Below are 24,366 nucleotides of genomic sequence, written 5' to 3' on the forward strand. Positions count from 1 at the left end.
CATCCTTCCAGGCGAGGCCGAAGCCTCACAGGTGAGGTGTCAACCAAACCCTGAGCAGACCCCTTCACCGCCCAGCGCCACTAACCAGCCACACCCACGCAGTACCCGGCTGCACCGCCCAGCGGCGCAAAGACGCACGCTCCGCGCGCGAGAAACCACACCCACCCCGCACCGCCTAGCGGCGCGAAACGACCATGCCCGCCTAACCGCCCAGTTCCCGCAGCAAAGTCCCCGGCCCCAGCACCCGTGCACCGAGGTCGCCGACCCGGCCGCGCAGTTCGCGGTCTGCCGTGACGACCACGACGTGGTCGTCCGGGCGTTGCCGGGCGGCGGCGGTCACCTCGACGATCTTCGCGTCGCCGTCGGCCTCCGCCGAGACGACTTCGACGCCTGGGATCGGTTCCACGCCCCTGGCCTTGCCTTCGACCACCAGCACCACCCGGGGCCACCACGACCACGCCGGACCAGCGCCGATGCCCGTCACGTCGTCGCGCAGGCCGTTTTCGGCCGGGGCGGTCAGCTGGTCGCGCAGGCGTTCGGCGGCGCCGCGGCGGTCGCGCCACCAGCCGTCCGGGCGGGAGCCCATCACGTTCGCCGCGTCGACCACCAGCACCAGTTCCCGGCCCAGCTGTTCGCGCAGCACCGGCCAGGCGAGGGCGAAATCGCGGTGCAGGTCGAGCGCCGCCACCTCGTCCGGCGGGACCCAGCGCATCTCGGCGCTTTCCTCGTTCGCGACCTGTGCCTGCAACGCGCTGTCGGCCAGGCCGAGCACAGTCGTGTACCGCCATTCGCCGTGGTCCAGCACCGACGCGGACATCGCGCGGAACGCGGACGCCGGGATCGCGGCTTCCTCCCACGCCTCCCGAGCGGCGGCCTCGTGCACGGTCTCGCCGGCTTCGAGCGCGCCTCCGGGCAAGGCCCAGGTGCCGCCGTTGTGCACCCACCACGCACGCCGCTGCAGCAGCACGCCGCGAGCGGGATCGCACAACAACAACCCGGCCGCACCGAACGCACCCCAGTGCTGCCTGCCGCAAGAACACCGCACGAAGCGGTTGGCGGTCATCGGCGTCACCCGGCCAAGCCTTCCACAGAACCCTGCGAGTGCCTATGCCGAGGCTAACGGCTCACAGCGTGTCCATCGCCAGCGCCGCCGCGCCCACGATCGCCGTGTCGTCGCCGAGGTGCGCGGTGCGGATCCGCGCCAACGGCCGGTGCCGCGCCCCGGTGATCGCCCCGGCGTAGTGCTCGCGGGCCTCGTCCAGGAACAGCGGCGCGGACTCCGACACTCCCCCGCCGATCACGATGATCTCCGGGTCGAAGACGTCCGCCACCAGCGCCAGTCCCTCGCCGAGCCATTTCGCCAGCTCCGCCATGGCACGCAAGGCGATCGGGTCGCCCTCGCGGGCCGCGCGGGCCACCCGGCGGCCGGTGACCGACCCGGGATCGCCGGCGATTTCCCGGGACAGCACGGTGGACCGGCCGGGGTACCGCGCCAGCAGCTCGACCGCGGTCGCGGCCAGCGCCGTCCCGCTGCAGTAGCGCTCCCAGCAGCCGTACTTGCCGCACGGGCACGCCCGCCCGTCGCGCACCACGGTGAGGTGGCCGAGTTCCGGCGCGACTCCGTGCGCGCCGCGGTAGATCTCGCCGTCCAGCAGCAAACCCGCGCCGATTCCAGTGCCCAGCGCGACCAGCGCGGCCACCCTCGCCCCGCGCGCGGCGCCGAACCGGTGCTCGGCGACGACCGCCGAATTGACGTCGTGCTCCAGCGTCACCGGCAGCCCGACCCGCTTGGCGATCCGGTCCGCGACCGGCGCGTCGCGCCAGGCGAGATGCGGCGCGAACATCACCGTGCGGCGGTCCCGGGCCACGAACCCGGCCACCGCCAGGCCGACCGCGGCGACCTCGTGCCGGTTGCGCAGGCTTTCGATCACCCCGGCGATGGCGTCCTCGAGGGCGCTCTCCTCGCTCGGCGTCCCGACGCGCGCCGTGTCGAGCAGCGAACCGCGCTCGTCCACTACGCCGGCGCGCACGCTGGTGCCGCCGACGTCCACCCCTACGGTCAGCAATCAGTTCTCCCGCTCCGGCTGCCAGTCCGCACGCTTGCGGACGACGATGTGCTGGACCCGCGACGACGGCTCCGAAGACGCCGTCGCGGCGGCAGCGGCCGGATGCGCGGCGGGCCGGAACCCGGGCATGTGCACGCCCTCCTCCGGTTCCCACCGGTCCGCGAGCACCGCCCGCAGCAGCGCGACGAGCTGGGCAGCCTGTTCGAGGAGCCTGGCCACGAACTCCGGCCGCTCGCCGCGCACGACGGCGACGATCGCACACAGCGGGCACCAGCCGCATCCCGAAGTGCTGTCCTCCACATCGGGCGCGCCGGGTTCCTCCGGACGCGAGTGGTCCCCGTGCCCGGCCGCCATGACGCCTTCCAGCCACGGCGCGGCGCGTTCGATCACCATCTCGACCAGCAGCCGGATCTCCTCGGCCAGCTTGAGGCCGTCCGCGGAATACCCCGTCTCGTGCTCTTCGCTCATCCGGCTCCCCGGTTTCCGGCCAGGCTGACCACCAGGCCGTCGGCGTCGGATTCCGCGCCGGTGATCCGGCACGGGCGCAGCGTCTCGGGCAGGGCGACGAGCCGGCGGAACCCGTCCACGGTGATCGCCAGGTCGTCGTCCACGCGGGCCAGGTCGACCGCCGAATCCCGGTCGAGCGGGAGCGCGACCCGCAACCGGAAGCCGTCCCCGTCGGCCGCCACCGACAGCAGCGGCGTGACCGGTTTTCCGTTGCCGGACAACGGATCCCGGCTGCCGTACAGCTCGCGGGCCAGCTCGGCGAGTGCTTCCGCGCCCACCGGTTCGCTCGCCCGGTGCTCGACGCGGGCCAGCTCGCCCGGACCGAAGCCGGCCTCGGCCAGTTCCGCCAGCACCGCGTCCTGCTGCTCCCGCCGGGTGCGCAGCCACTTCGCCGCCGAACCGCGCCAGAACCCGGGTGCGGGCATGAGCCGGTTGGCGATCAGGCCGTCGACCGCGATGCCGCGCAACGCCAGCGACGTGAGCGTGCGCCGGGCCTCGGCGACCACCACGCGTTCCGGCGTCAGCACCAGCCGCACCGTCGTCACTCGCGGGTCGGTGAGCAGTTCGCGCAGCGCGTCGAGATGCGCGCCGAGCTTTCGCACCGAAGCCGCGACGCGCCGGTTGCCGAACACCCGGCCCAGGTAACCGGAGACGGCTTCCGGCAGCGAAAGCAACCGCAACGTTTCCGCGGTCGGACCGCAGTCGACGACCACGGTGTCCCACGGCCCCTGCGAAGCCAGCCGCCGCACCTCGCTCAGCGCGAGCAGCTCGTCGACACCGGGCAGCACGGTCAGCTCTTCCGCGTCCAGCACGTCCAGACCAGCCCCGGCCAGCACCTTCCGCAGTTCGCCGCGCAGCTCGTGCCAGGTGCGATCAGCCAGCGCCCGGGAGTCGACCTGCGCCGCCCACAGGCCGGCCGGCGTGCCGTCGCGGCGGAGGTCCACTTCGGCGGGTTCGGTGCCCAGCGGCGTGCCGAACGCGTCGCCGAGCGAATGCGCCGGGTCGGTGGACACGACGAGGGTCTTCCTGCCGCGGCCGGCGAGCGCGGCAGCGGTGGCCGCGGCGAGCGTCGTCTTCCCGACACCCCCCTTGCCGGTGAACAGCAGGATGCGCATCTAGCCCTCGGCCCTGCGCTTGAGCTCCTTGAGCGCGGTGTCCATGACCATTTTCTCCGCCTTGCGCCGCAGCAGCCCGATCATCGGCAGCGCCAGCTCCACCGACAGCGTGTAGGTGACGCGGGTGCGCCCGCCGCCGAGCGGTTCGAGCGCGTACCGGCCGTTCTGCGCCTTCTGCATCTGGCCCTTGACCAGATGCCAGCTGACGCCGAGGCCGGACTCGTCCCAGTCGTACTCGAGCGTGTACACGTCCTTGATGGGCCCGGCGTCGAGGGTGAGCTTCACCTGTTTCGCCCGGCCCCCCTCGTCGGTCGCGAGCACCTCGGTCTCGCGGACCGCCTTGGCCCACTCCGGGTACGCGGGGAAATCGGAGATCACCGACATGACCCGCGCGGGCTCGGCGTCGACCTCGATGGACTGCGTGGACTGCTCGGCCATGGGACGAAGCGTAGCCGGACGGCACAGTCACCAGCGCAGCACGTAGGGCTGCCCGGTCTCCTTGAAGTGACCCACGTTACGGCACTCAGTGTGCCCGACCCGGCGCCGCGCGGCCAGCGGCTGGTGCACGTGCCCGAACACCGACCAGCGCGGACGGTCGCGCCGGATCAGGTCCAGCAGCGCCTTCGACCCGAGTTCGGCGCGGCGCGCGACCACGTCGTAGGTCAGTTCGGGCACCGCCGGAGGGATGTGGGTGCAGAGCACCTCGACCCGGTCCAGCAGCGAAACAGCGGCGTCGAACTCCTCGCGCGCCCGCAGGTAGGGCCGCCAGGCCGCGCCCTTGCGCGGCCGCGGGAGCACGCCGTCCGGCAGCACCGCGCCGCCGGCGAAGCCGAACCGCAGGCCGCCGATGGTGACGACCTCGCCGTCGACCAGGTGCACGCCTTCCCCGGCGAACTCCGGCCACGCCGAGGGCGCGTCGACATTGCCGGGGATCGCGTACGTGGGCGCGGTCATCGAAGCGAACAACGTGGAGTACTGCTCCCGGACCGCTTCGTCGACCGCGGCGGCCGGATCGTCCAGGGTGGCCCACAGCGTGCGCGAGTAGGCGACCGTCTCGTCCCTGGTGCCTTCGCGGCGCAGGCGGGCGAACTCGCCGACCTTCTCCGCGCCGAACAGCACGCCCATGATGCCTTTGTCGTGGTCGTGGTAGTCGACGAAATCGAGCAGGTCGCCGAGCACGACCAGCGCGTCCGCCCCGTCTCCCGCCCGCTTCAGCGCGTCGGCGTTGCCGTGCACGTCCGAAACGACGTGAACCCGCACAAGAGCCTCCTACTCGACGGTCCGGGGCGGAACCCCCGGCTCGCGCCCGTCCTCGAGGATCTCCTTCAGCCCCAGCGCCACGTCCTTCGCCGCGCGCGCCCGCCGGTCGAATTCGCGGCGCAGTTCGCGCGGGCTCAGCTCGCGCGGGACGCCGCCGGGACCGGCGGGAGTGGCCCGGAGGAAGTAGTGCAGCACGGTGCCGTCGAGAACAGGTTCCAGCCAGACCTCCATGGTACCGATCAAGACGCCCGTGACGGTCCAGCGCAGACCCTTGTCCCCCCGGTCGGTGTAGACCCGCAATTCCAGGTCGGGCCAGTACCGCCGCCACGAGCGCGGGTCGGCGAAGGCGGCCGCGACGGTGGACGGGGGCACGACGAGGAAGGTCTCGTCGACAATGTCGAGAGCTGGCTGTTCGTGCACCCCGACACGATGTCACGACCTCGCCGCGCGCCCCGTGCCAGCATGGTCTTAAGGTCTACGGCACGCTAAGTTGACTGGCGGGTAACCGCACGCGTCGAACACGGAGGTCCACGTGCGCGAATACAGCGCCCCCGCCGGGAAGCCGGTGACCGACGACGAGAACCTGGCCGATGTCGTCTGGGCGAACGCGGAGCGGTTTTCCGACGTGGTCAGCTTCCGCAGGCAGGTCGAGGGCACCTGGCTCGACGTGACCGCGAAGGACTTCGCCGACCAGGTCGCGGCCGTGGCCAAGGGCCTGATCGCGGCGGGCGTCGGGCACGGCGACCGCGTCGCGCTGATGTCGAAGACCCGCTACGAGTGGACGCTGGTCGACTTCGCGATCTGGGCCGCGGGCGCGGTCACCGTTCCGATCTACGAGACGTCGTCGCCCGAACAGGTGTACTGGATCCTTTCCGATTCGGCGGCCAAGGCCGTCGTCGTGGAGACCGCCGCGCACCGGAAAGCGGTCGAGGAGATCAGCGGGCGGCTCAGCGCGCTCGAGCACACGTGGCAGATCGAGGGCGGCTCCCCCGCGGTCGACGAGCTGACCGCGCTGGGCGCCGAGGTCGCCGACGAGGACCTGCACACGCGCCGCCGGAGCGTGACCGCGAACGAGACGGCGACCATCGTCTACACCTCGGGCACCACCGGGCGGCCCAAGGGCGTCGAGCTGACCCACCGGAACCTGCTCGCCGAGATCCGCGCGGACATCGAAGCGTTCCCGGAGCTGATGGAGCAGGGCAATTCGCTGCTGTGCTTCCTGCCGCTGGCGCACATCCTCGCCCGCGCGATCGCGATCACCGCGCTCACCGCCCGGGTCACCCTCGGCCACACGCCGGACGTGAAGAACCTGGTCCCGGACCTCGGCACGTTCCGTCCGACCTTCGTGGTCGCCGTGCCGCGCGTGTTCGAGAAGGTCTACAACACCGCCAAGCAGAAGGCGCACTCCGAAGGCAAGGGGAAGATCTTCGACGCCGCCGAGGCCACCGCGGTCGCGTACAGCGAGGCACAGGAAAAGGGCGGTGCTTCGCTCGGACTGCGCGCGAAGCACCTGCTGTTCGACAAGCTCGTCTACGGCAAGCTCCGCGCCGCGTTGGGCGGCCGCTGCATCGCCGCGGTGTCCGGCGGGGCTCCGCTGGGCGCGCGGCTGGCGCACTTCTTCCGCGGCATCGGCGTGCCGGTGTTCGAGGGCTACGGCCTCACCGAGACGTCCGCCGCGGCGAACGTGAACACCAGCGCGGCGTTCCGCGTCGGCACCGTCGGGCGGCCGGTCGCGGGCACCTCGGTGCGCATCGCCGAGGACGGCGAGGTCCTGTTGAAGGGCGACGTCGTGTTCGGCCGGTACTACAACAACCCGGAAGCGACCGCGGAAGCGCTCACCGACGGCTGGTTCCACACCGGCGACCTCGGCGAGCTGGACTCGGAGGGCTTCCTCAAGATCACCGGCCGCAAGAAGGAGATCATCGTGACGGCGGGCGGCAAGAACGTCGCCCCGTCCGGGCTCGAGGACACCATCAAGGCCGCGCCGCTGGTGAGCCAGGTGATGGTGGTCGGCGACCAGCGGCCGTTCATCGCCGCGCTGGTGACGATCGACGAGGAGTACTTCCCGGCCTGGAAGTCCGCGCACGGCAAGCCGGAAGCGGCGACGGTTTCCGAGCTGGCCGAGGACCCGGACCTGCGCGCGGAGATCCAGGCGGCGGTCGACGAGGCGAACAAGCAGGTGTCGCACGCGGAGGCGATCAAGAAGTTCACCGTGCTGGCGAACGACTTCACCGAGGCGGGCGGCGAGATCACGCCGAGCCTGAAGCTGAAGCGCAATGTGGTGAACAAGAACTACGCTTCCGACATCGAGGCGCTGTACCGGAAGTAGCGCGAAACCGCGGCAGCGGAAACAGGCGAATGCCCGTGCGTCCGCCGGACGGCTGGACGCACGGGCACGTCTGTCGAGGGGCTCAGGCCTGCGGCGGCTGAGCCTGGTACTGCTGCTGCGGCGCCTGCCCGTACTGCTGCTGCGGGGCGGCCTGCTGCTGTTGCGGGGCCTGCTGCTGTTGCGGGGCCTGCTGGTGCTGCGGGGCCTGCTGCTGCGGCTGCTGCGGAGCGCCGTCCGGGACCACGTAGACCGCGGTGCCGTACGCGGCGATTTCGCTGGCCGTGCCGGCGATCTCGTTGCAGTCGAAGCGGAGCGCGAGCACGGCGTTGGCCCCGTGCTGCATGGCCTCCTGGCACAGCCGGAAAAGGGCTTCGTGGCGCGAGTCGGACAGCAGCTTCGTGAGGCCCTTGAGCTCGCCGCCTCCCATCGCCTTGAACCCGGACCCGATGTTGGAGAACATGTTGCGGCTGCGGACGGTGAGCCCGAAGACCTCGCCGAACACGCGGACAACGCGGTACCCGGGCAGATCGTTCATCGTCGACAGCAGGATCGGGAACTGCTGCGGTGGCGCGGCTTGAGTCATGCGCGGATCGTATCGTCGGCGAGCCGCTCACGCTGTGATTCGCGCGGTCCAGTCCAGATGATGCCGGTATGCCCAACCTCGCTCTTCGCCGACGTCCTGCCCCGCGCTGGCGGCCACGAGCTTCTCGACGCGGGCGCGCCGCAACCGTTCGTACGCCGCGAACGCGGCGGGCGCGTCCGGCAGATCGCGCAGGCACTGGCCGAGCACCACGGCGTCTTCCAGGGCCATCGACGCGCCTTGCCCGGCCGCCGGCGACGCGGCGTGCGCGGCGTCGCCGGCCAGCACCATCGACGGCGTAGACCACACGCGGGTGGTCGGCAGGTCGTAGGAGTGGCCGCCGTGCACGTTTTCGCCAGTCGCGGCCACGATCGCAGCGCAGGGCAGCGGATCGTCCGCGAAGGCGGCGTAAGTGAACTCCCGCCAGCCCTCCGGCGTGACGGCAGCGATCTCGGCCCGCGAACGCTCGGAATCGGGGACCCGGGCGAACCAGTACGTCGCGCCGTCCGGGTCGGTGGTGTAGCCGAACGCGGCGCGGCTGCCGCGGCACATCCGGTAAATGCCGGGCGCGGCGGGAAATCCTTCGTCGCGGGTGTAGCCGTAGACGACGGTCAAGCCGGTGAAGCGCGGCGGTTCGGCCCGCGGGTCGATGAGCGTGCGGACCACGGAATGCAGACCGTCCGCGCCAACGAGCAGATCGCCGGACGCGGTGGTGCCGTCCTGGAACGTCGCGGTGCCGCCGTCGGTCGCGGAAACGAGGCGCTTCCCGTGGACGATCTCGACACCGCGGCGCTGCGCTTCTTGTTGCAGCGCACGGTAAAGCGCGGCACGGGTGAGGGTGCGCGGGCCGTCCAGTTCGCGGTCGAATTCGTGGGCGCCGAGCGTGGTTCCGTCCGGGCCGAGCAGCGCCATCCCGGTCGAAGGGAAGGACGCTTCGATCACCGGACGGTCGGCGTCGATCGCGCGCAACGCGTTCATCCCGTTGTGCATCACGACGAGGAACGCGCCCGCGTCCGCTCCCCCGCTGGGATGCGCCTCGTACACGACCGGCTCGTGCCCGGCCAGCTGCAGCGCCATCGCCGTGACCGTGCCCGCGACTCCGCCGCCGGCGATCAAAACCCGCATCACGCCCCCCCTGGAAACGACTGTGCCGCCGCCACCGTAGCGGGTGGCGGCGGCACAGACCGGACCGAACATGACACCGGGGCGCGGCGTTTGCGGCCCGTGAAGGCCCCTTGAAGGAATCCGATTCCCTCAAGGGGCCCTTCACGGACGTCGAGATGCGGCCAGCGGGCCGGTCCGCGCGGTGAGTTTCCGGTGCCGGGCGATCAGCCGCGCTGGGCGACCGCGAGCCGCACGCAGACGGCGAGGGCGCGGACGGCCTCCTCGACCTCGGCCAGCTCGGGGAAGGTCGGCGCGATGCGGATGACCGCGTCGGCCGGGTCGTTGCCGTGAGGGTGGGTGGCCCCGGCCGGGGTCAGCGCGACGCCCGCCTCCTTGGCCAGCCGCACGACCTCCTTCGCGGTGCCCTCGGGCACGGTCAGCGAGATGAAGTAGCCGCCGGTCGGCTTGGTCCAGGTCGCCAGGTCGCTCAGCTCCTCGGTGAGGATGCGGTCGACGGCGGCGAACTTGGGCGCGATCAGCTCGGCGTGCTTGCGCATCAGCGCGCGGACGCCGTCGGCGTCCTTGAGGAACAGCGCGTGGCGCAGCTGGTTGACCTTGTCCGGGCCGATGGTGCGCTTGCTGAGCACGCTCTGCCACCAGGCGAGGTTCGCCTCGGACGCGCCGAAGAACCCGACGCCGGCCCCGGCGAAGGTGATCTTCGAGGTGGAGCCGAACACGAACGCGCGGTCCGGGTTCCCGGCCTCGGCGCAGAGCGCGAGGATGTCGGCCAGTTCCGGCTCTTCGTCGGTGAGGTGGTGCACCGCGTAGGCGTTGTCCCAGATGATCCGGAAGTCCGGCGCGGCGGCCGGCATCGCGGCGAGCCGCCCGGCGACCTCGGCGCTGAACGTGACGCCGGTCGGGTTGGAGTACTTCGGCACGCACCAGATGCCCTTGACCGCGGCGTCCTCGGCGACGAGCCGCTCGACGAGGTCCATGTCCGGGCCGGTCTCGGTCATCGGCACCGGGATCAGCTCGATGCCGAACCGCTCGGCGAGCGCGAAGTGCCGGTCGTAGCCGGGCACCGGGCACAGCATCGCGATCCGGGGCTCGTCGGCCCAGCGGCGCTCGGCGCCCGGCAGGGTGCTCAGCATCGCCTGTGCGATCGTGTCGTGCATCAGCTCCAGGCTGGAGTTGCCCGCCGCGAACAGCTGGTCGACCGGCACCTGCAGCGCGTCGGCGAAGATGCGGCGCAGCTCCGGCAGCCCCTTGAGCCCGCCGTAGTTGCGGGTGTCCGTGCCGTCCTCGGCTTGGTACCGGCCGTTGGGCAGCGTCAGGAGATCCGCGGAGAGGTCGAGCTGCCGGGGCGACGGCTTGCCGCGGGTGATGTCCAGGGACAGTCCGCGCTCGACCAGCGCGGCGTAGTCGCGACGGGCAGTGTCGACATCGACAGGAGCTGTGGTCATACCACCACGCTAAACCGCGCGCGCAAGCCAGTTCGGGTGACCCCCGGCTCGCGTGGGCTAGCGTGGGGGCCGTGCGGTACCTGGTGCATGCCGACCAACGGCAGTTCTCCTTGCGGGACAAGGACGCCTGGCGTCCCGGCGACGGCGGATGGACCGACGAGGCGGTGTCGGCGCACCGCGTCGCGGTAGAGCCTTCGTCGCTCTCCGTGGCGACCGCGCGCTCCGATTGGGTCGAGGTCGACGTGTCGGTCGGCACGTCCGCGCCGCCCCTGCGGCCGGAGGCGTCCCACGTGGTGGAAGCCGATCTCGACGTCCCCGGCGGCGAGGCGACGCTGGCCGGTCCCGCCGATTACGCCGGCCAGGAGCACCGGATCGCGGTCCCGCCCGGCCGGCACCGGGTCCGAGTGTCCTATGTGGAGAGCGGGCCGCCGGACGCGGACTGGCACGACCACGAGTTCGGCGAGCATTTCCGGTACGTGCTCGACCTGTGGCCGTCCGCCGGGGCCGCCCCGGTCGCCGTGCTGCGCCAGGGCCCCGAGGTCTGGGACGGCTGATATCCCGTTGGCGGCGGGCGGGCGCGGACGGCAGACTCGGCGGCATGCAGTGGATCACCACCGAGATCGGCGAAGAGTTCGTGCGCGGTGCGCTCGAACTGGAACCCACGCCGCGGGGTTTGCTGCCGCACCGGCTGACCTCGCGGGCGCGGGCGCAGAACACCGACAGCAGGCTCGCGATGGCGGAAACCCAGCCGTCCGGCGTCCGCCTGGTGTTCCGCACCGAGGCGACGGCGATCGAACTGGACACCCACCGCACGAAAGTCGGCTACGTGGGCGTTCCGCCGCTGCCGGACGGCGCGTACGACCTGGTGCTGGACGGGCGCCCGGCGGGCTCGGCGACCGTCTCCGGCGGCGACGAACTGATCCTCGACATGATGACCGGCGAGGGCGAAACCCGCCCCGGCCCGTCCGGCACGGTCCGGTTCTCCGACCTGCCTTCAGGCCCCAAGGACGTCGAGATCTGGTTGCCGCACAACGAAACCACGCGGCTGATCGCGTTGCGCACCACCGCCCCGGTCTCTCCGCTGCCGCCCGCGCGCCGGGTCTGGCTGCACCACGGCAGTTCGATCAGCCACGGCACCGGCGCGGCGGGCCCGTCGCAGACCTGGCCCGCGCTGGCCGCCGCTGCCGCCGGGGTCGACCTGATCAACCTCGGGTTCAGCGGGAGCGCCTTGCTCGACCCGTTCACCGCCCGGGCGATGCGGGACACGCCCGCGGACCTGGTGAGCGTGAAGCTGGGGATCAACGTGGTGAACGCCGATCTGATGCGGCTGCGCGCGTTCGGCCCGGCCGTGCACGGGTTCCTGGACACGATCCGGGAGGGACATCCAGACGTTCCGCTGGTCGTCGTTTCCGCGCTGCGGTGCCCGATCCACGAGGACACGCCGGGACCGGGCGCGCCGGACTTCAGCGCCGGAACGCTCCGGTTCAAGGCGACGGGCGATCCCGCTTCCGTGGCGGAAGGGAAGCTGACCCTGAAGGTGATCCGCGAGGAACTCGCGCGAGTCGTCCGCGACCGCGAGGATCCGGCGCTGCATTACGTGGACGGGCTTTCGCTGTACGGGGAAGAGGATTTCGCCGCGCATCCGCTTCCGGACGCGCTGCATCCGGACGCGGCGACGCATCGGCTGGTGGGAGAACGGTTCGCCAAGCAGGTCTTCGGCGACGGCGGCCCGTTCGCGGAGTGAAGTCCGTGGCCTCAGGCTGGCCGGCCTGAGGCCACGATCGTTCAGCGGGCGAACCGGCGGGCGAACTCCGCCATCCCTGTCGGGCGGATGTCCGGGTAACGGTCGTTGTCGAGCGGTTCCAGCTTCGCCTTCCCGGTGACCATCGCCCAGACATACTGCAGCGCAACGTAATCCGCGGGGGCGGCCGCGACAGACTTGCGCCGCTCGATCTCCGCCGCCAGGTCTTCGGTGCTGCCGAGGCGCCGCAGAGCGAGGCTCCGGCCCGAACCGCGCTCCAACGCCGCGTGGAAGTCCTTCATGGACAACACGTCCCCGGCCACCCGGACCGGTCCGGAAACCTCCGGGTCCAGCGCCACCGCGGCGGTGTAGGCCGCTGTGTCCGCGACGGTGGTGAAGTCGCACGGCTCGTCGCCGTCGCCCCAATAGCCGAACGTTCCCTTCTCCCAATCCACGATTTCCAGGAACGGCGCGGTCATCACCTCGTGGAACGCGCCGTTGAGGACCGACGTCACCTGGATTCCGGCCCCGGCGAACGCCTCGTGGGCCTTCCGCCGGTCGTCGAGGAAGACGTTGTCCCCGTCGTCGAGCCGGAACAAATCGACCGCGAAATCCGACGGGATCAGCCGGGACACGCCCGCCTTCTCCGCGGCGCGCAGCAGCGCGGCCTGCCCGTCCACGACGACGTCCGGGCCGCCTTGCACCGCCGAGACGACCACGTCCACGCCGTCGAGCGCGCGGTCGGGGCGCTCGAGCGTGCCCTGGACGATTTCCACTCCGCGTTCCTTCAGCGTCCGCGCCGCCTCGCTTCCGGCGGACTCCGGCCGGACCAGCGCCCGCACCTGCGCGCCGCGGCGCGCCAGGCTCGCCGCGATCTCGCTGCCGAGCATTCCGGTGGCCCCCGCGACCAGCACCTTCGTCACTTCTCATTCCTCCAGGATCACTGCCGCTTGACTTCGGCGATCGCGACGCTAATCCTTGAAACCCATTACAAGGTCAAGTCAGCGGAGCCAGGTCACATGCGCATCGGGGAACTGTCCAAGCGGACCGGCGTCGACGAGCAGCTGCTGCGGTACTACGAAAAACAGGGCCTCCTGCACCCGGCCCGCACGCCGAACGGCTACCGCGACTACGCGGAGGCCGACGTCGCCGCGGTGCGGCGCATCCGGGAACTGCTCGCCGCGGGCCTGCCGACCGCGACCATCGCCGAGATCGGCTCGTGCGTCCGGGACGAACCGCTGACTCCCGCGTGCGACGGGGTGCTCGAGCGGCTGCGCGGCGAACGCGACCGGATCGACGCGGCGCTGGCCCGGCTCCAGTCGTCCCGCGCGGCGCTGGACACAGTGATCCAGCGCCGGGCCGCGCCCTGACGGTCCCGGCTGCTAACTTCCGCCTCATGGCGGACCACACTCTCCAGCAGCTGCTCACCAGCGCCGACAGCGGCGTTCTCCTGTTCGGCATCACCCCGCCCCGCCTCAGCACCTCGCCGGAGCGGATCCAGGAGATCACCGCCGCCACGCTGGCCCGGCTCGGCTCGCTCGACGTGGACGGGCTCGCCCTCTACGACATCGACGACGAGAGCGACCGCAACCCGCAGGAGCGGCCGTTCCCCTACCTGCCGACCCTCGACCCGGCGGTCTACCACGCGGACTATCTCAGCGAGTGGGACCGGCCGGCGGTCATCTACCGCTGCGTCGGCAAGTACCCCGAGGCCGAGCTGCGGGACTGGCTGCGGGCCGCCGACACCGACCGCGTCCTGTCGGTTTTCGTCGGAGCGTCCTCGAAGGGCAAAGAGGTGCACACGCGGCTGCCCGAAGCGCAGAAATTGCGCCGGGAAGTCCGCCCGGACCTGCTGCTCGGCGGCGTCGCCATCACCGAACGGCCGGACGAGCACCTGCGGCTGATCTCCAAACAGCAGGCCGGTTGCGCGTACTTCATCTCGCAGGTGATCTACAGCGCCGACGCGGCCAAGAGCATGGTTTCCGACTACTTCTACACCTGCCGCGAGCAGGGCCTCGAACCCAAACCGGTCCTGTTCACCCTGTCGGTCTGCGGCTCGGCGAAAACGCTGGCCTTCCTGAAGTGGCTCGGCGTCCACGTCCCGCGCTGGCTGGAAAACTCGCTGCGGCACGCGGACGACACGCTGGCCGAGTCGTACGAGCAGTGTCTGGCGAACGCCCGCGAGCTGGCCGCGTTCTGCCGCAAGCTCGGGATGCCGTTCGGGTTTCTGGTGGAGAGCGTGTCGATCCGCAAGGTCGAGATCGAGGCTTCGGTGTCTCTCGCGCGCGAGGTGAGCGGGCTCCTCGGCCGGACAGCTACAGCGGGTCCAGCGCGGTGATCTTCCACTGACCGCCGGTGCGATGCGCGGTCACCGACAACTGCCCCACCGACGACTGCGGCGCACCACCACCGGGCAGGATCGTTTGCTGGTCAAGGAAAAGCAGCAAGCTCGCGTCGTCGCCGTGCAATGAGCGGACTCCGATCGCGCGCACTGTCGTCGTCCGGACGAGCTTTTCGTTCGTCGCGCGCTGGCGGGCCACGGCGAACTGGCTTTGGTACTGGCTCACCGCCGAGCCGGACAGGACGTCCGCGGCGGCGCGGGCGGTGCGGTCCAGATTCGCGTAGTCGTACGAAAAAACCGCCTTCACCGCCGCACTGACCTGATCCGTGACCTGTGCGGTCGCCACCGGATCGACCATCGCCTCGTCGTCCTCGGGCTGCAGCAGCGACGCCTGCACCCCGAACCACACCGCGCACGCCAGTGCTACCGCGGCCACCCCGGCGGCGATCGTCCGCCGGTTCACGAGCCCACCGCCTGCACGCCGCCGATCTTCCACGTGTCGCCGTCCCGCGCGAAGTCCACGGCCAGGCGGGCCTGTTTCGCCGCGGGCGGACCGTCGCCGGTGCTCACGCGGACATTCAGGACCGCGATCAGCCGTGCCGTTCCTTGCGCGGGATTCAGCTCGGTGACCGCGGCCTGCACCAGGGAAGCCGTCGACACCGTTTTGGTCCGCTTGGCGCGGTCGATCTGCAGTTGCCGGTCGCCGGAGAGGTCCTTGCCGTACTGGCCGGTGGTCGCGGCGATCCAGCGGTCCACGTCGACCGCGCTGGTGCGGTAGTCGATCGTGTTGAGCGTGACCAGTTGCGTGCTCGCGGCGGCCAGCACGGCGTCCCGGGCGCGGCCGCGGGCGAGGCTGTCGTCGTGCGCCGCGCTCCACCACGACCAGCCGAACCACGCGGCGGCCAGCACCGCGACCGCGGCGAGCGCGGTCAGCACCCGAGTGTTCCGGAAGACGCCCTCAGCCATCACGAACCGCCCAGCAACGCGCCGAGCCCGCCCTTCACCGGCGCGGTCAGCTGCCCCAGCAGGCCCGGCAGCTGCTGCTGCGAGCCCTGATCCGAAGGCGCGGAAGCCTGGGGCGCAGCCGGAATCGCGGGCGGCTTCCCCGCATACGGCGCGTTCTGCGCCCCGCGCACCTCGACCGGGCTGCCCGGCGGTTCCGCACAGTAAGCGTTCATGTTGACCGGCGCTTCGCTCGTGTCGTTGGCCGGACGCTGCTTCGTGCCCTCGTACCCCTTCGTGCACGAATGCGGATCGAAGAAGTTGAACACCACCCCGAGGTGCCCGGTGCCGTCCGGAGAGGTCGTCGGCGAGAACGCCGAGATCACCGGGTACGCCACCAGCAGCTCCTCGATCGCGTCCTTCCGCATCGACGTGACCTGCGCGGTGGTGAGCGAGTTCGCGAACAGCACCCCGAGGTCGGTTCCGGAGGTGGCGAGCACGTCGCTGATCTGGCGGCTCAGCTGCGGAGCCTCGTCGATCACCTTGCGGATCGCCGGATCCGACGACTTCAGCTGCCCGGCGATCGTCTTGAGTCCCGACGCGAACGCCGTGATGTTCTGCGCCTGCCGCTCCTGCGTCGCGAAGACCGTGCGCGAATTCGCCAGCAACCCCTGCGTGTCCGGCACGTACTGGGCGGCCGTCGCGGTGAGCGAACTGGTGCTGTCCAGCAGTTTCTGCAGCTGCGGCCCGGAACCGGCGAACGCGTCGTACGTCTCGTCCACCACGGTCTTCAACGAGTCCGGATGGACGCTCGCGACCAGGCCGTCGAGATGCGTCAGCACCGAATCCGGCGTCGCGGGCAGCGACGTGCGGTCCTGCGTGATCACCGACCCGTCCTCCAGATACGGCCCGGATTCGCGGTCCGGCAGCAGGTCCACGAACTGCTCCCCCACCGCCGAGCGGTTCGCCACCTGCGCGTGCAGCGCGGACGGGATGTCCGGGCCGCCGGAGTCGATGTCCAGCCGGACGTCGATGCCGTGCGGCGTGAGCGTCATCGCCCCGACCCGGCCGACCGTGACGCCGCGGTACGCGACCTCGGAGTTCACGAAAACCCCGCCGGAATCCGGCAATTCGAGCGTCACGTGATAGCCGCGGTTGCCGAAGATCCGGTCGAGACCGGCGTAGTGGCCGCCCGCGTACGTCACCGACACCACGGCGATCACGAAGAACACCAGCAGCTGGATCCGGGTTTTGCGCGTGGTCATCAGCCGCCTCCCGTCAGACCGCCGAGCAACCCGCCCAGCACGCCGCCGTAACCCGGCTTCGTCCCGCCCGCGGGCGGCGGAGTGGCGGGCAGCGGCAACGGCAGCTGCGGCGTTCCCTGCCCGGCGACCGGCGGAGTGGCGCCCGTCGCCGGCGGCGCCGGCAGCTGGAACGGCGGTTGCGACGAGTTCGTGAAGTTCTGCACCAGCTTGTCGAGATCGAGGTCGACCCGCGCGTCGACGTTCGCGTAGTCGCCCTTGATCACGTTGCCCGCGTAGTCCGGGAACGGGTAGGTGAGCAGGATCCGCAGCGCGTTCGGCAGGTCCTGGCCCGCCGCGCTGAGCTGGCGCAGCGTCGGCTCCAGCGCCTTGAGGTTCGCGACGAGCTGGTCCCGGCTGCGGTTCACCGTGTCGACCGCGACGCTGGACAGCTTGTTCAGCGCGTTCAGCATCCCCACGAGCTGGTCGCGCTGGTCGGCGACGATCTTCAGCCCCGGCGCGAGTTTGTCCAGCGCGGTGGCGAGATTCTGCTTCTGCCCGGCCAGCGTCGTGGACAGCTTGTCCAGCCCGTCGATGGCGCGAAGGATCTCGCCCTTGTGCCCGTCGAGCTGGGTGGCCAGTTCGTCCACTCGGGACAGCAGAGCGCGCATCTGCGGTTCGTTGCCCGACAGCGCGTCGTTGAGTTCGTGGCTGATGTTCTGCAGCTGGTCGACGCCGCCGCCGTTGAGCAGCAACGACAACGCGCCCAGCACCTCTTCGATCTCCGGGTTGCGGTTCGTGCGCCCGAGCGGGATCTGCGCCCCGTCTGCGAGCCTCCCCGCCGGTTTCTCCGCGGTCGGCGCGCTCAGCTGCACGAACTTCTCGCCGAGCAGGCTGGACTGGCGCAGTTCGGCCCGCGCGTTGGCAGGCAGCTGGACGTCGCCGTTCACCGTCATCGACACGAGCGCGGACCGGGTGTCCGGGGTGAGCGCGATGCGGTCGATCCGGCCGACCGCGACGTCGTTCACCTTCACGTTCGCCTGCGGCACCAGGTCCAGCACGTCGGTGAACAACGCCGTGACGTGGTACGGATGGTCGCCGACGTCCGGACCGCCGGGCAGCGGCGTCGAGTACAGCCCGTTGAACCCGCCGTCGCTGCACCCGGCGAGCACCAGCACCCCGGCGAGCACGCCCGCGAGTCGTTTGCGGAGGCGTTTCACTTGGCGCCTCCGGGTTTCTGCGTCAGCACGTCCGACAACGGCAGCGGCAACGGCGGCAGCTGGCCGTTCTGCAGCGAGTTCAGCGCCTGCGGGATGGACGGCAGCTTGAGCGTGCCGTCGAGCACCGGCGCGAGCTTCTTGCAGATGGCGCCGAGCGCGTCCGGCACATGCTTCGGCGTGCCCGCGCTGATCAGCCGGCAGACGGTCAGGATCGGCGGGTTGGTGATCTCGTTCAGGTTGTCGCGCACCGCGATCGTCCCGGACGCCGCGTCGTAGGTGTTGATGAAGTTCGTCGCCCCGGTCGGCGCGATGTCGAGCACCTCGGCGAGCGCGGCCCGCTGGTCCACCAGCACCTTGGTGAGCGAGGCCAGTTTGGCCACATTGGACGAAAGCCCGTTCTTGTTGTCCGCCACGAACTGCTTCACGTCCTGCAGCGAGGCGGACAGCGAATCGAGCGCGGCCCCGACGTCGTGCGAATCGTCGGCGAGGAACCCGCTGACGTCCGCGAGCCGCTGGTAGAACTCGTTCAGCTGACTGTCGCTTTGGGACAGTGCGGCGGTGAAGGAGTTCAGGTTCTTCACCGTGGAGAACAGGTCGTCCTTCGAATCGTCGAGCGTGCCGGCCAGTTCGGCGAGCCTCGTGACGGTCGAGTTCAGGTCCTTGCCGTTGCCCTTGAGGTTGGCCGCGGCGGTGTCCAGCAGATCGGAGAACGCGCCGTTTTTGTTGGCCCCGTTGGGCCCGAGCGCGGTGGACAGCTTGTCGAGACTCGCGTACAGGTCGTCCAGTTCGACCGGCGTCGCGGTTTTGTCGCGCGCCAGCACGGTTCCGCTCGCGATCGTCGGACCGCTGTCGTACGCCGGGGTCAGCTGGACGTACCGGTCGCTCACCAGGCTCGGCGCGACGACGACCGCGCCGACGTCCTTCGGGATCGGCACGTCGTCGTTGACCTTCATGTCCACGCGCACCGCTTGGCCCGCGGGCGTCACCGCGGTGACCTCGCCGACCGCGACGCCCAGCACCCGCACCGACGAACCGGCGTAGAGGCCGACGGTTTTGCCGAAGTAGGCCGAGATCTTCGTGCCGCCGGTGTCGCGCAGCACGAGATAGATGCCTGCGGTGAGCAGGAGGGCAGCCACGCAGGCGAGGGAAAGCCAGGTGACGAGGGAGCGGCGGGGCTTGGTGTCTACTGTCATGACAGTGCCCCCTTGAGTTCTCGTGAGTGTTCATGCCGGTTAGAACCGGCATGAACACTCACGACGAGCCGAGCGGTCATCGTCCACCCATCCCCTGATCCGGCGCGGAGATCGGCGGCGTGCAGCCCTCCGGGTTGATCGACAGCCCGCCCGCCGTGATCGTCGGCGGCAGCAAACCGCACAGATACCCCTCGAACCAGCGCCCGTTGCCGGTCGCGTTCGCGCCGACCCGGGCGAACGGGGCCATCAGCTGCAGGCTCCGGTCGAGGTTGCCCTGGTTGCGCTGCAGCACGTCGGTCACCTTCCCGAGCGCGGCGAGCGTCGGCCCGAGCTGCGTGCGGTTGTCCGCGACCAGCCCGGACAGCTGCTTGGAGATCTCCTGCGTGCCCTTGAGCAGCGTGCTGATCTGCTCGCGGCGCTGCTGCAGTTCGGTCAGCAGCAGGTTGCCGTCGCTGATCACCTGCTGCAGCTGCGCGTTCCGGTCGGACAACGTCTTCGAGATCTTGCTCGTGTTGGCCAGCAGCGCGTGCAGATCGGCGTCGCGCGAGGACACTGTCTTCGACAACGCCGACAGCCCGGACAGCGTGTCCTTCAAGTACTGCGGACTGTCCTTGAGGGAATCCGACAGCGCCGTGAAGCTCTGCGCGAGCTGCTTGGTGTCGATGTCTCCGACCGTGGTGGACAGCTGGTTGAACGCGTCCTGCAACTGGAACGGCGTCCGCGTGCGCTGCACCGGAATCGTGTCTCCGGGCTGCTGCGTGCCGCTGCCCTTCGTGTCCAGCGCGAGGTACTTCTCCCCCAGCAGCGTCTTGATCTCGATCGAGGCCGTGGAGGCGTCGCCGACGCGCACGCCCTTCACCCGGAACTTCACCAGCACCTGCTTGTGCCCCAGTTCCACCGAGGTCACCTGCCCGACCTTGACGCCTGCCACCTGCACCTCGTTGTCCGGCGCGAGCCCGGCGGACTCGGCGAACGCCGCGGTATAGGTGGTGCCGTTGCCGAACATCGGGATGCTGTCGGAAAAGTACGTCACGGCGGTGATCAGCACGATGAGCACGAGCGTCACCGCGCCGACGCTCGCCTGGTTCCGGTCCTTCAGCCGCTTCACGGGCCACACCTCGGCGCGCGTTCGGTGCCGGGGATCGGGACGATCGGCAGCGTCACGTCCAGCGAGGAAATGCCGACGGTGCCTTCGATCCCGCACAGGTAGTAGTTGAACCAGCTGCCGTAGCTCAGGGTCCGGGTGAACTTCTCCAGGTTGCCCGGCAGCACCTGCAGCAGATGCTCGACGAGCGGCTGCGCGTCGTTGAGGTTGTTCGACAGCTTCCCGAGCTGGGTCACGTCCTGCTGCACCGCGGGACGCGCGTCGGCGAGCAGGCCCGCGGTCGCGTTGGTCAGGTCGCCCAGCGCGCCCACCGCGTCGCCGATCGGCTTGCGCTGCTCGGCCAGACCGCTCACCAGCCGCTGCGTCTGGTCGACGAGGTCGCCGAGCTGCGGGCCGCGCGCGTTGACCGTGCTGAGCACCTGGTTGAGGTTGTCGATGACCTGCCCGATCACCTTGTCCTTGCCCGCGATCGCCGTCGTGATCGACGCGGTGTGCGACAGCAGGCTGGTGATCGTGCCGCCCTCGCCCTGGAAGACCTGCACGATCTCGGCGGAAAGCTGGTTGACCTCCTTCGGGTCCAGCGCCTTGAACAGCGGTTTGAACCCGTTGAACAGCACGGTCAGGTTGAGCGCCGGTTTCGTCCGCTCCGGCGGGATGGTGTCGCCGGGAGACAGCGTGTCGCCGCCGCTGACGTCGGTGCCGAGCGAGAGGTAGCGCTGGCCGACGAGGTTGCGGTACTTGATGGTCGCGGTGGCGAGCGAGGGCAGCTTGTACGCCGATTCGACGAGGAAGCGCACCTCGGCGTAGTTCTGCTCGCCCTGGTCGACCCCGATCGACTCGACCTGGCCGACCTTCACGCCGGAGATGCGCACGTCGTCGCCGGCCTGCAGACCGGACGCGTCGGTGAACTTCGCGACGTACGACGCGGTGTCGCCGAAGTTCGTGTTCGCGATCGTGGTGGCCAGCACCCCGGTCAGCAGCACGGTGACCAGGGCGAAGACGGCGATTTTGACCAGTGCCGGAACGAACGACCTCATTTCAGCTCCACCTCCGCCCCGCGGTACAGCGGTCCGACCAGCAGCGCCGACCAGCCCGGCACGTTGTCCGGCGTGGTGTTCAGCGTCGGCGAGGCCAGCAGGTCGAGCAGCTTCTGCTCGTCGGCCGACCCGGCGATGCTCGGCGCGCCGCCGGTCGAGCCGGACCCGCCGGGCAACGGGCCGTTCGTGAAGTCGCCGGGCAGCGTCCCGTCCGGATCGTGCGGCGGCGCGGGCTTGGTCGACCCGTCCTTCACCGCGCCGTCCGGCGGATACTGCGGCCAGCGCCCGGGTTTCGGCACCTGCGGGTAGCAGCGCGGGCCGCGCTTGTCGTCGTACTTCGGCTCGTCGACGCCGGGCAGGTACTTGCCGCGGCTCGCCGAGAACTCGATCGTCACGCGGCTGACCTCCGGATGCGCGGTGCCCTTGCCGAACGCCAGCTCGGCGTTCGGCACCGACCCGGCGAGCTGCTTGAGCAGGCACGGGTATTCCGGCGCGTACTTCGCGAGCACGTCGAGCGTGGGCTGCACGGCGGTGGTGAGGCGGATGATGTTGTCCTTGTTGACTTCCAGGAAGCGCGTCAGGTCGGTGGCGGTGCCGGTCACCGAGGAGTACAGATCGGTCAGGCCGCGCTGTTTCTCCACGATGGTCTGCGTCGTCGTGGTCAGGTCCGCCAGCGCCTGCAGCGCGTCCGGCGCGGCCTTGTCGTAGATGCCGGAAACGTTGGCCAGCCCGGTGATGTCGGCCTTCAGGTCGGGCAGCGACGGGTTGAGCTTGCCGAGGTAGTCCGACAGCTGGGTCAGCGTCTCGCCGAGCTTCTTGCCGCGCCCGTCGAGAGCGGCGGACACGGCGTTGAGCGTGCTCGAAAGCTTCTCCGGCTGCACCGCCTGCAACAGCGGCATGACGTGGTTGAGCACCTGCTCCAGCTCGATCGCGGTGCTGCTGCGGTCCTGCGGGATGACGTCGCCCGCCTTGATCGGCCGCTGCGGCCGCTCGGGCAGCTGGAGCGCGACATACCGTTCGCCGAACAGGGTTTTCGGCAGCAGCCGCGCCGAGACGTTCGACGGGATCACGTCGGTCTTGTCCGGCTGCAGCGCCAGTTCCAGCTCCGCGTGGTCGCCGGCCGGCCGCACGTCGCGGATCTCGCCGACGAGCATGCCGCGCACCTTCACGTCGCCGCCGACGCGCAGCTGGCTGCCGACGTGGTCGGTCTCCAGCTTCACCAGCGTGACCGGCGTGAACACCTTGCGGTAGGCCGCGATCGTCGTGGTGAAGAACAACGCCGCGACGACCAGGAAAACCAGCCCCAGCAGCTGGTACTGGAGCCGTTTGCGCAACTCTCGGCGGGTGCTCATCCGGATATCCGCACTGTCGTGTTCGCGCCCCAGATCGCGAGGCTCAGGAAGAAGTCCAGCACCGAGATCAGCACGATGGACGTGCGCACCGCCCGGCCGACCGCGATGCCCACCCCGGCCGGCCCGCCGGACGCGGTGTAGCCGTAGTAGCAATGGGAAAGGATCACCAGCACGCTGAACACGATCACCTTGGCGAACGACCACAGCACGTCCTCCGGCGGGAGGAACAGCGTGAAGTAGTGGTCGTAGGTGCCCGCGGACTGGCCGTAGAGCCAGATGGTGATCTGCCGCGACGCGAGATACGAGGAGAGCAGGCCCACCGCGTACAGCGGGATCACCGCGGTGACGCCGGCGAGCACGCGCGTGGTGACCAGGTACGGCATGCTCGGCACGGCCATCACTTCGAGCGCGTCGATCTCCTCGGAGATCCGCATCGCGCCGAGCTGGGCGGTGAACCCGCAGCCGACGGTCGCCGACAGGGCGAGCCCGGCCGACAGCGGAGCGACCTCGCGGGTGTTGAAGTAGGCCGAAATGAACCCGGTGAGCGCGGCGGTGCCGAGCTGGTTCAGCGCCGAATACCCCTGCAGGCCCACGATGAGACCGGTGAACAGCGTCATCCCGATCATCACGCCGAGCGTGCCGCCGATCACCGCGAGCCCGCCGGTGCCGAAGCAGACTTCGGTGAGCAACCGGGTGGTTTCGCGGCCGTAGCGGCGGATCGTGCGCGGCGACCAGGCCAACGCCCGGCCGTAGAAGGACAACTGCCTGCCGAGTCCTTCGAGACTCGCGCCGGGGCGCGCGATGATCTCGAGCGTCCGGTCGGACGCGCGCGTCTGCTCGATCGGTTCGGCCGTCATGTCACAACGCCTTCGGGGGCACGACTTTGAGGTACACGGCGGTCAGCACGACGTTGATCAGGAACAGCAGCAGGAAGGTGATCACCACCGCCTGGTTCACCGCGTCGCCCACGCCCTTCGGCCCGCCCGCCGGGTTCAGCCCGCGGAACGCGGCGACCACGCCCGCGACGAAGCCGTACAGGAACGCCTTGATCTCGCTGATCCAGAGGTCCGGCACCTGGGCGAGCGCGTTGAAGCTGGCCAGGTACGCGCCCGGCGTGCCGCCCTGCAGGACCACGTTGAAGAAGTAGCCGCCGAGCACGCCGACCACGCTGACCAGGCCGTTGAGCAGCACCGACACGACGATCGCGGCGAGCACCCTCGGCACCACGATGCGCTGCACCGGGTTGACCCCGAGCACCTCCATCGCGTCGATTTCCTCGCGGATCTTGCGCGCGCCGATGTCGGCACAGACCGCGCTTCCCCCGGCTCCGGCCACCAGCAGCGCCGTGATCAGCGGGCTCGCCTGCTGCACGATGGCGAGCGCGCTGGCCGCGCCGGTGAAGGACTGCGCGCCGATCTGCGTGGTCAGCGATCCGAGCTGCAGCGCGATGACCGCGCCGAACGGGATCGCGACCAGAGCCGTCGGCAGGATGGTCACGCTCGCGAAGAACCAGCACTGCTGGATCCATTCGCGGAACTGGAACGGACGCTTGAAGATCGCCCGCAGGACCTCCCAGGACAGCGTGGCGAGCCGGCCGACCTGGGTCAGCGCCGCGGTGCCCGGGAGAGTGACCGAGCCGCTTCCGCCCACCGCACCTCCCAGTAGTCACCCCCGAGTCTTGCCCATCCCCGCCCGCCGATTTCGGTTAGCGGTGTTCACTCCCGTCCCTTCGGCCCCCAGCCGTCACCCTAGGCGCACCAGCACCGGACG

The 24,366-nt window shown here is 70.4% G+C and carries 26 protein-coding genes; 5 read left to right on the plus strand and 21 right to left on the minus strand.

The window, feature by feature from the left end:
• Positions 1–202 precede the first annotated feature (202 nt).
• The 7 genes from L942_RS01065 to L942_RS01095 are packed head-to-tail and all read right to left on the minus strand — an operon-like array spanning position 203 to position 5,368.
• Positions 203–1,072 (minus strand): NUDIX domain-containing protein, encoded by an 870-nt coding sequence (locus L942_RS01065; protein ID WP_037353658.1) that lies wholly within the window; start codon positions 1,070–1,072, stop codon positions 203–205.
• Between the two features lie 52 nt (positions 1,073–1,124).
• Positions 1,125–2,051 carry an ROK family protein gene (locus tag L942_RS01070; protein WP_037353660.1) on the minus strand — a complete coding sequence of 309 codons (927 nt, stop codon included), beginning with the start codon at positions 2,049–2,051 and terminating at the stop codon, positions 1,125–1,127.
• Positions 2,052–2,066: 15 nt separating this feature from the next.
• The gene (locus L942_RS01075; protein ID WP_037353662.1) at positions 2,067–2,534 is read right to left on the minus strand and encodes a hypothetical protein; all 468 of its coding nucleotides are present in this window, start codon (positions 2,532–2,534) and stop codon (positions 2,067–2,069) included.
• A complete protein-coding gene (locus tag L942_RS01080) occupies positions 2,531–3,688 on the minus strand; it encodes an ArsA family ATPase (RefSeq protein WP_037353671.1) in 1,158 nt (385 codons plus the stop codon). Before L942_RS01080 ends, L942_RS01075 begins: the two co-directional genes overlap by 4 nt.
• Positions 3,689–4,126 carry an SRPBCC family protein gene (locus L942_RS01085; protein ID WP_037353674.1) on the minus strand — a complete coding sequence of 146 codons (438 nt, stop codon included), beginning with the start codon at positions 4,124–4,126 and terminating at the stop codon, positions 3,689–3,691. It abuts the gene before it with no gap.
• Between the two features lie 27 nt (positions 4,127–4,153).
• On the minus strand, positions 4,154–4,948 hold the full coding sequence (locus L942_RS01090; RefSeq protein WP_037353676.1) for a metallophosphoesterase family protein: 795 nt from the start codon (positions 4,946–4,948) through the stop codon (positions 4,154–4,156).
• A gap of 9 nt (positions 4,949–4,957) precedes the next feature.
• Positions 4,958–5,368, minus strand: a complete 411-nt coding sequence (locus L942_RS01095; RefSeq protein ID WP_037353678.1) for a hypothetical protein — start codon at positions 5,366–5,368, stop codon at positions 4,958–4,960.
• A gap of 112 nt (positions 5,369–5,480) precedes the next feature.
• On the opposite strand from L942_RS01095, the gene L942_RS01100 reads away from it, so the two are divergent.
• A complete protein-coding gene (locus tag L942_RS01100; protein ID WP_037353680.1) occupies positions 5,481–7,277 on the plus strand; it encodes an AMP-dependent synthetase/ligase in 1,797 nt (598 codons plus the stop codon).
• 82 nt (positions 7,278–7,359) lie between these two features.
• Here the strand turns inward: L942_RS01100 and L942_RS01105 are convergent, their stop codons facing one another.
• From L942_RS01105 to L942_RS01115, 3 genes are all read right to left on the minus strand, one after another.
• Complete coding sequence (locus tag L942_RS01105) at positions 7,360–7,860, minus strand: YbjQ family protein (RefSeq protein WP_037353683.1); 501 nt, start codon at positions 7,858–7,860, stop codon at positions 7,360–7,362.
• Positions 7,861–7,887: 27 nt separating this feature from the next.
• Positions 7,888–8,982: an FAD-dependent monooxygenase gene (locus tag L942_RS01110; RefSeq protein WP_037353685.1), complete on the minus strand. Its 1,095-nt coding sequence runs from the start codon at positions 8,980–8,982 to the stop codon at positions 7,888–7,890.
• A 203-nt stretch (positions 8,983–9,185) separates the two neighbouring features.
• Entirely contained in the window at positions 9,186–10,424 is a 1,239-nt protein-coding gene (locus L942_RS01115) for an aminotransferase class I/II-fold pyridoxal phosphate-dependent enzyme (RefSeq protein ID WP_037353687.1), read from the minus strand.
• Between the two features lie 71 nt (positions 10,425–10,495).
• Between L942_RS01115 and L942_RS01120 the strand changes: the two genes are divergently transcribed.
• Together L942_RS01120 and L942_RS01125 are read left to right on the plus strand one after the other, a co-directional pair.
• Entirely contained in the window at positions 10,496–10,978 is a 483-nt protein-coding gene (locus L942_RS01120; RefSeq protein ID WP_037353689.1) for a hypothetical protein, read from the plus strand.
• A gap of 44 nt (positions 10,979–11,022) precedes the next feature.
• The gene (locus L942_RS01125; RefSeq protein WP_037353692.1) at positions 11,023–12,168 is read left to right on the plus strand and encodes a GDSL-type esterase/lipase family protein; all 1,146 of its coding nucleotides are present in this window, start codon (positions 11,023–11,025) and stop codon (positions 12,166–12,168) included.
• A 41-nt stretch (positions 12,169–12,209) separates the two neighbouring features.
• Here the strand turns inward: L942_RS01125 and L942_RS01130 are convergent, their stop codons facing one another.
• Complete coding sequence (locus tag L942_RS01130; protein ID WP_037353694.1) at positions 12,210–13,088, minus strand: NmrA family NAD(P)-binding protein; 879 nt, start codon at positions 13,086–13,088, stop codon at positions 12,210–12,212.
• A gap of 96 nt (positions 13,089–13,184) precedes the next feature.
• Between L942_RS01130 and L942_RS01135 the strand changes: the two genes are divergently transcribed.
• Together L942_RS01135 and L942_RS01140 are read left to right on the plus strand one after the other, a co-directional pair.
• Positions 13,185–13,535 (plus strand): MerR family transcriptional regulator, encoded by a 351-nt coding sequence (locus L942_RS01135; RefSeq protein ID WP_037353696.1) that lies wholly within the window; start codon positions 13,185–13,187, stop codon positions 13,533–13,535.
• 26 nt (positions 13,536–13,561) lie between these two features.
• A complete protein-coding gene (locus tag L942_RS01140; protein ID WP_037353698.1) occupies positions 13,562–14,503 on the plus strand; it encodes a methylenetetrahydrofolate reductase in 942 nt (313 codons plus the stop codon).
• Here L942_RS01140 and L942_RS01145 read toward each other — a convergent pair.
• The 10 genes from L942_RS01145 to L942_RS01190 all read right to left on the minus strand — a co-directional run bounded on the left by L942_RS01145 (position 14,481) and on the right by L942_RS01190 (position 24,246).
• The gene (locus L942_RS01145) at positions 14,481–14,969 is read right to left on the minus strand and encodes a hypothetical protein (protein ID WP_235078839.1); all 489 of its coding nucleotides are present in this window, start codon (positions 14,967–14,969) and stop codon (positions 14,481–14,483) included. The two genes, L942_RS01140 and L942_RS01145, sit on opposite strands and share 23 nt — an antisense overlap.
• A complete protein-coding gene (locus L942_RS01150) occupies positions 14,966–15,472 on the minus strand; it encodes a hypothetical protein (protein ID WP_037353700.1) in 507 nt (168 codons plus the stop codon). Before L942_RS01150 ends, L942_RS01145 begins: the two co-directional genes overlap by 4 nt.
• Entirely contained in the window at positions 15,472–16,713 is a 1,242-nt protein-coding gene (locus L942_RS01155) for an MCE family protein (RefSeq protein ID WP_037353703.1), read from the minus strand. The genes L942_RS01150 and L942_RS01155 overlap by 1 nt, the downstream gene beginning before the upstream one ends.
• Positions 16,713–17,909, minus strand: coding sequence for an MCE family protein (locus tag L942_RS01160; RefSeq protein WP_037353706.1), 1,197 nt, complete (start codon positions 17,907–17,909; stop codon positions 16,713–16,715). The genes L942_RS01155 and L942_RS01160 overlap by 1 nt, the downstream gene beginning before the upstream one ends.
• Positions 17,906–19,102 (minus strand): MCE family protein, encoded by a 1,197-nt coding sequence (locus L942_RS01165; RefSeq protein ID WP_037353710.1) that lies wholly within the window; start codon positions 19,100–19,102, stop codon positions 17,906–17,908. Before L942_RS01165 ends, L942_RS01160 begins: the two co-directional genes overlap by 4 nt.
• Before the next feature lie 76 nt (positions 19,103–19,178).
• A complete protein-coding gene (locus L942_RS01170) occupies positions 19,179–20,210 on the minus strand; it encodes an MlaD family protein (RefSeq protein ID WP_037353817.1) in 1,032 nt (343 codons plus the stop codon).
• The gene (locus L942_RS01175) at positions 20,207–21,244 is read right to left on the minus strand and encodes an MCE family protein (protein WP_037353712.1); all 1,038 of its coding nucleotides are present in this window, start codon (positions 21,242–21,244) and stop codon (positions 20,207–20,209) included. The genes L942_RS01170 and L942_RS01175 overlap by 4 nt, the downstream gene beginning before the upstream one ends.
• The gene (locus L942_RS01180; protein WP_037353714.1) at positions 21,241–22,596 is read right to left on the minus strand and encodes an MCE family protein; all 1,356 of its coding nucleotides are present in this window, start codon (positions 22,594–22,596) and stop codon (positions 21,241–21,243) included. Before L942_RS01180 ends, L942_RS01175 begins: the two co-directional genes overlap by 4 nt.
• Positions 22,593–23,453, minus strand: coding sequence for an MlaE family ABC transporter permease (locus L942_RS01185; RefSeq protein ID WP_037353716.1), 861 nt, complete (start codon positions 23,451–23,453; stop codon positions 22,593–22,595). The genes L942_RS01180 and L942_RS01185 overlap by 4 nt, the downstream gene beginning before the upstream one ends.
• A gap of 1 nt (position 23,454) precedes the next feature.
• Entirely contained in the window at positions 23,455–24,246 is a 792-nt protein-coding gene (locus L942_RS01190; RefSeq protein ID WP_037353718.1) for an MlaE family ABC transporter permease, read from the minus strand.
• Positions 24,247–24,366: the final 120 nt, after the last annotated feature.

Source organism: Amycolatopsis orientalis DSM 43388, assembly GCF_000411975.1.
Classification (GTDB): Bacteria; Actinomycetota; Actinomycetes; order Mycobacteriales; family Pseudonocardiaceae; genus Amycolatopsis; species Amycolatopsis orientalis_D.

What these genes read in the sequence shown, in the direction of transcription:
- L942_RS01075 (WP_037353662.1), bottom strand. Translation starts at nt 2,534, where the DNA reads ATGAGCGAAGAGCACGAGACGGGGTATTCCGCGGACGGCCTCAAGCTG.
- L942_RS01080 (WP_037353671.1), bottom strand. Translation starts at nt 3,688, where the DNA reads ATGCGCATCCTGCTGTTCACCGGCAAGGGGGGTGTCGGGAAGACGACG.
- L942_RS01085 (WP_037353674.1), bottom strand. Translation starts at nt 4,126, where the DNA reads ATGGCCGAGCAGTCCACGCAGTCCATCGAGGTCGACGCCGAGCCCGCG.
- L942_RS01105 (WP_037353683.1), bottom strand. Translation starts at nt 7,860, where the DNA reads ATGACTCAAGCCGCGCCACCGCAGCAGTTCCCGATCCTGCTGTCGACG.
- L942_RS01110 (WP_037353685.1), bottom strand. Translation starts at nt 8,982, where the DNA reads ATGCGGGTTTTGATCGCCGGCGGCGGAGTCGCGGGCACGGTCACGGCG.
- L942_RS01115 (WP_037353687.1), bottom strand. Translation starts at nt 10,424, where the DNA reads ATGACCACAGCTCCTGTCGATGTCGACACTGCCCGTCGCGACTACGCC.
- L942_RS01125 (WP_037353692.1), top strand. Translation starts at nt 11,023, where the DNA reads ATGCAGTGGATCACCACCGAGATCGGCGAAGAGTTCGTGCGCGGTGCG.
- L942_RS01135 (WP_037353696.1), top strand. Translation starts at nt 13,185, where the DNA reads ATGCGCATCGGGGAACTGTCCAAGCGGACCGGCGTCGACGAGCAGCTG.
- L942_RS01140 (WP_037353698.1), top strand. Translation starts at nt 13,562, where the DNA reads ATGGCGGACCACACTCTCCAGCAGCTGCTCACCAGCGCCGACAGCGGC.
- L942_RS01150 (WP_037353700.1), bottom strand. Translation starts at nt 15,472, where the DNA reads ATGGCTGAGGGCGTCTTCCGGAACACTCGGGTGCTGACCGCGCTCGCC.
- L942_RS01155 (WP_037353703.1), bottom strand. Translation starts at nt 16,713, where the DNA reads ATGACCACGCGCAAAACCCGGATCCAGCTGCTGGTGTTCTTCGTGATC.
- L942_RS01165 (WP_037353710.1), bottom strand. Translation starts at nt 19,102, where the DNA reads ATGACAGTAGACACCAAGCCCCGCCGCTCCCTCGTCACCTGGCTTTCC.
- L942_RS01175 (WP_037353712.1), bottom strand. Translation starts at nt 21,244, where the DNA reads ATGAGGTCGTTCGTTCCGGCACTGGTCAAAATCGCCGTCTTCGCCCTG.
- L942_RS01180 (WP_037353714.1), bottom strand. Translation starts at nt 22,596, where the DNA reads ATGAGCACCCGCCGAGAGTTGCGCAAACGGCTCCAGTACCAGCTGCTG.
- L942_RS01185 (WP_037353716.1), bottom strand. Translation starts at nt 23,453, where the DNA reads ATGACGGCCGAACCGATCGAGCAGACGCGCGCGTCCGACCGGACGCTC.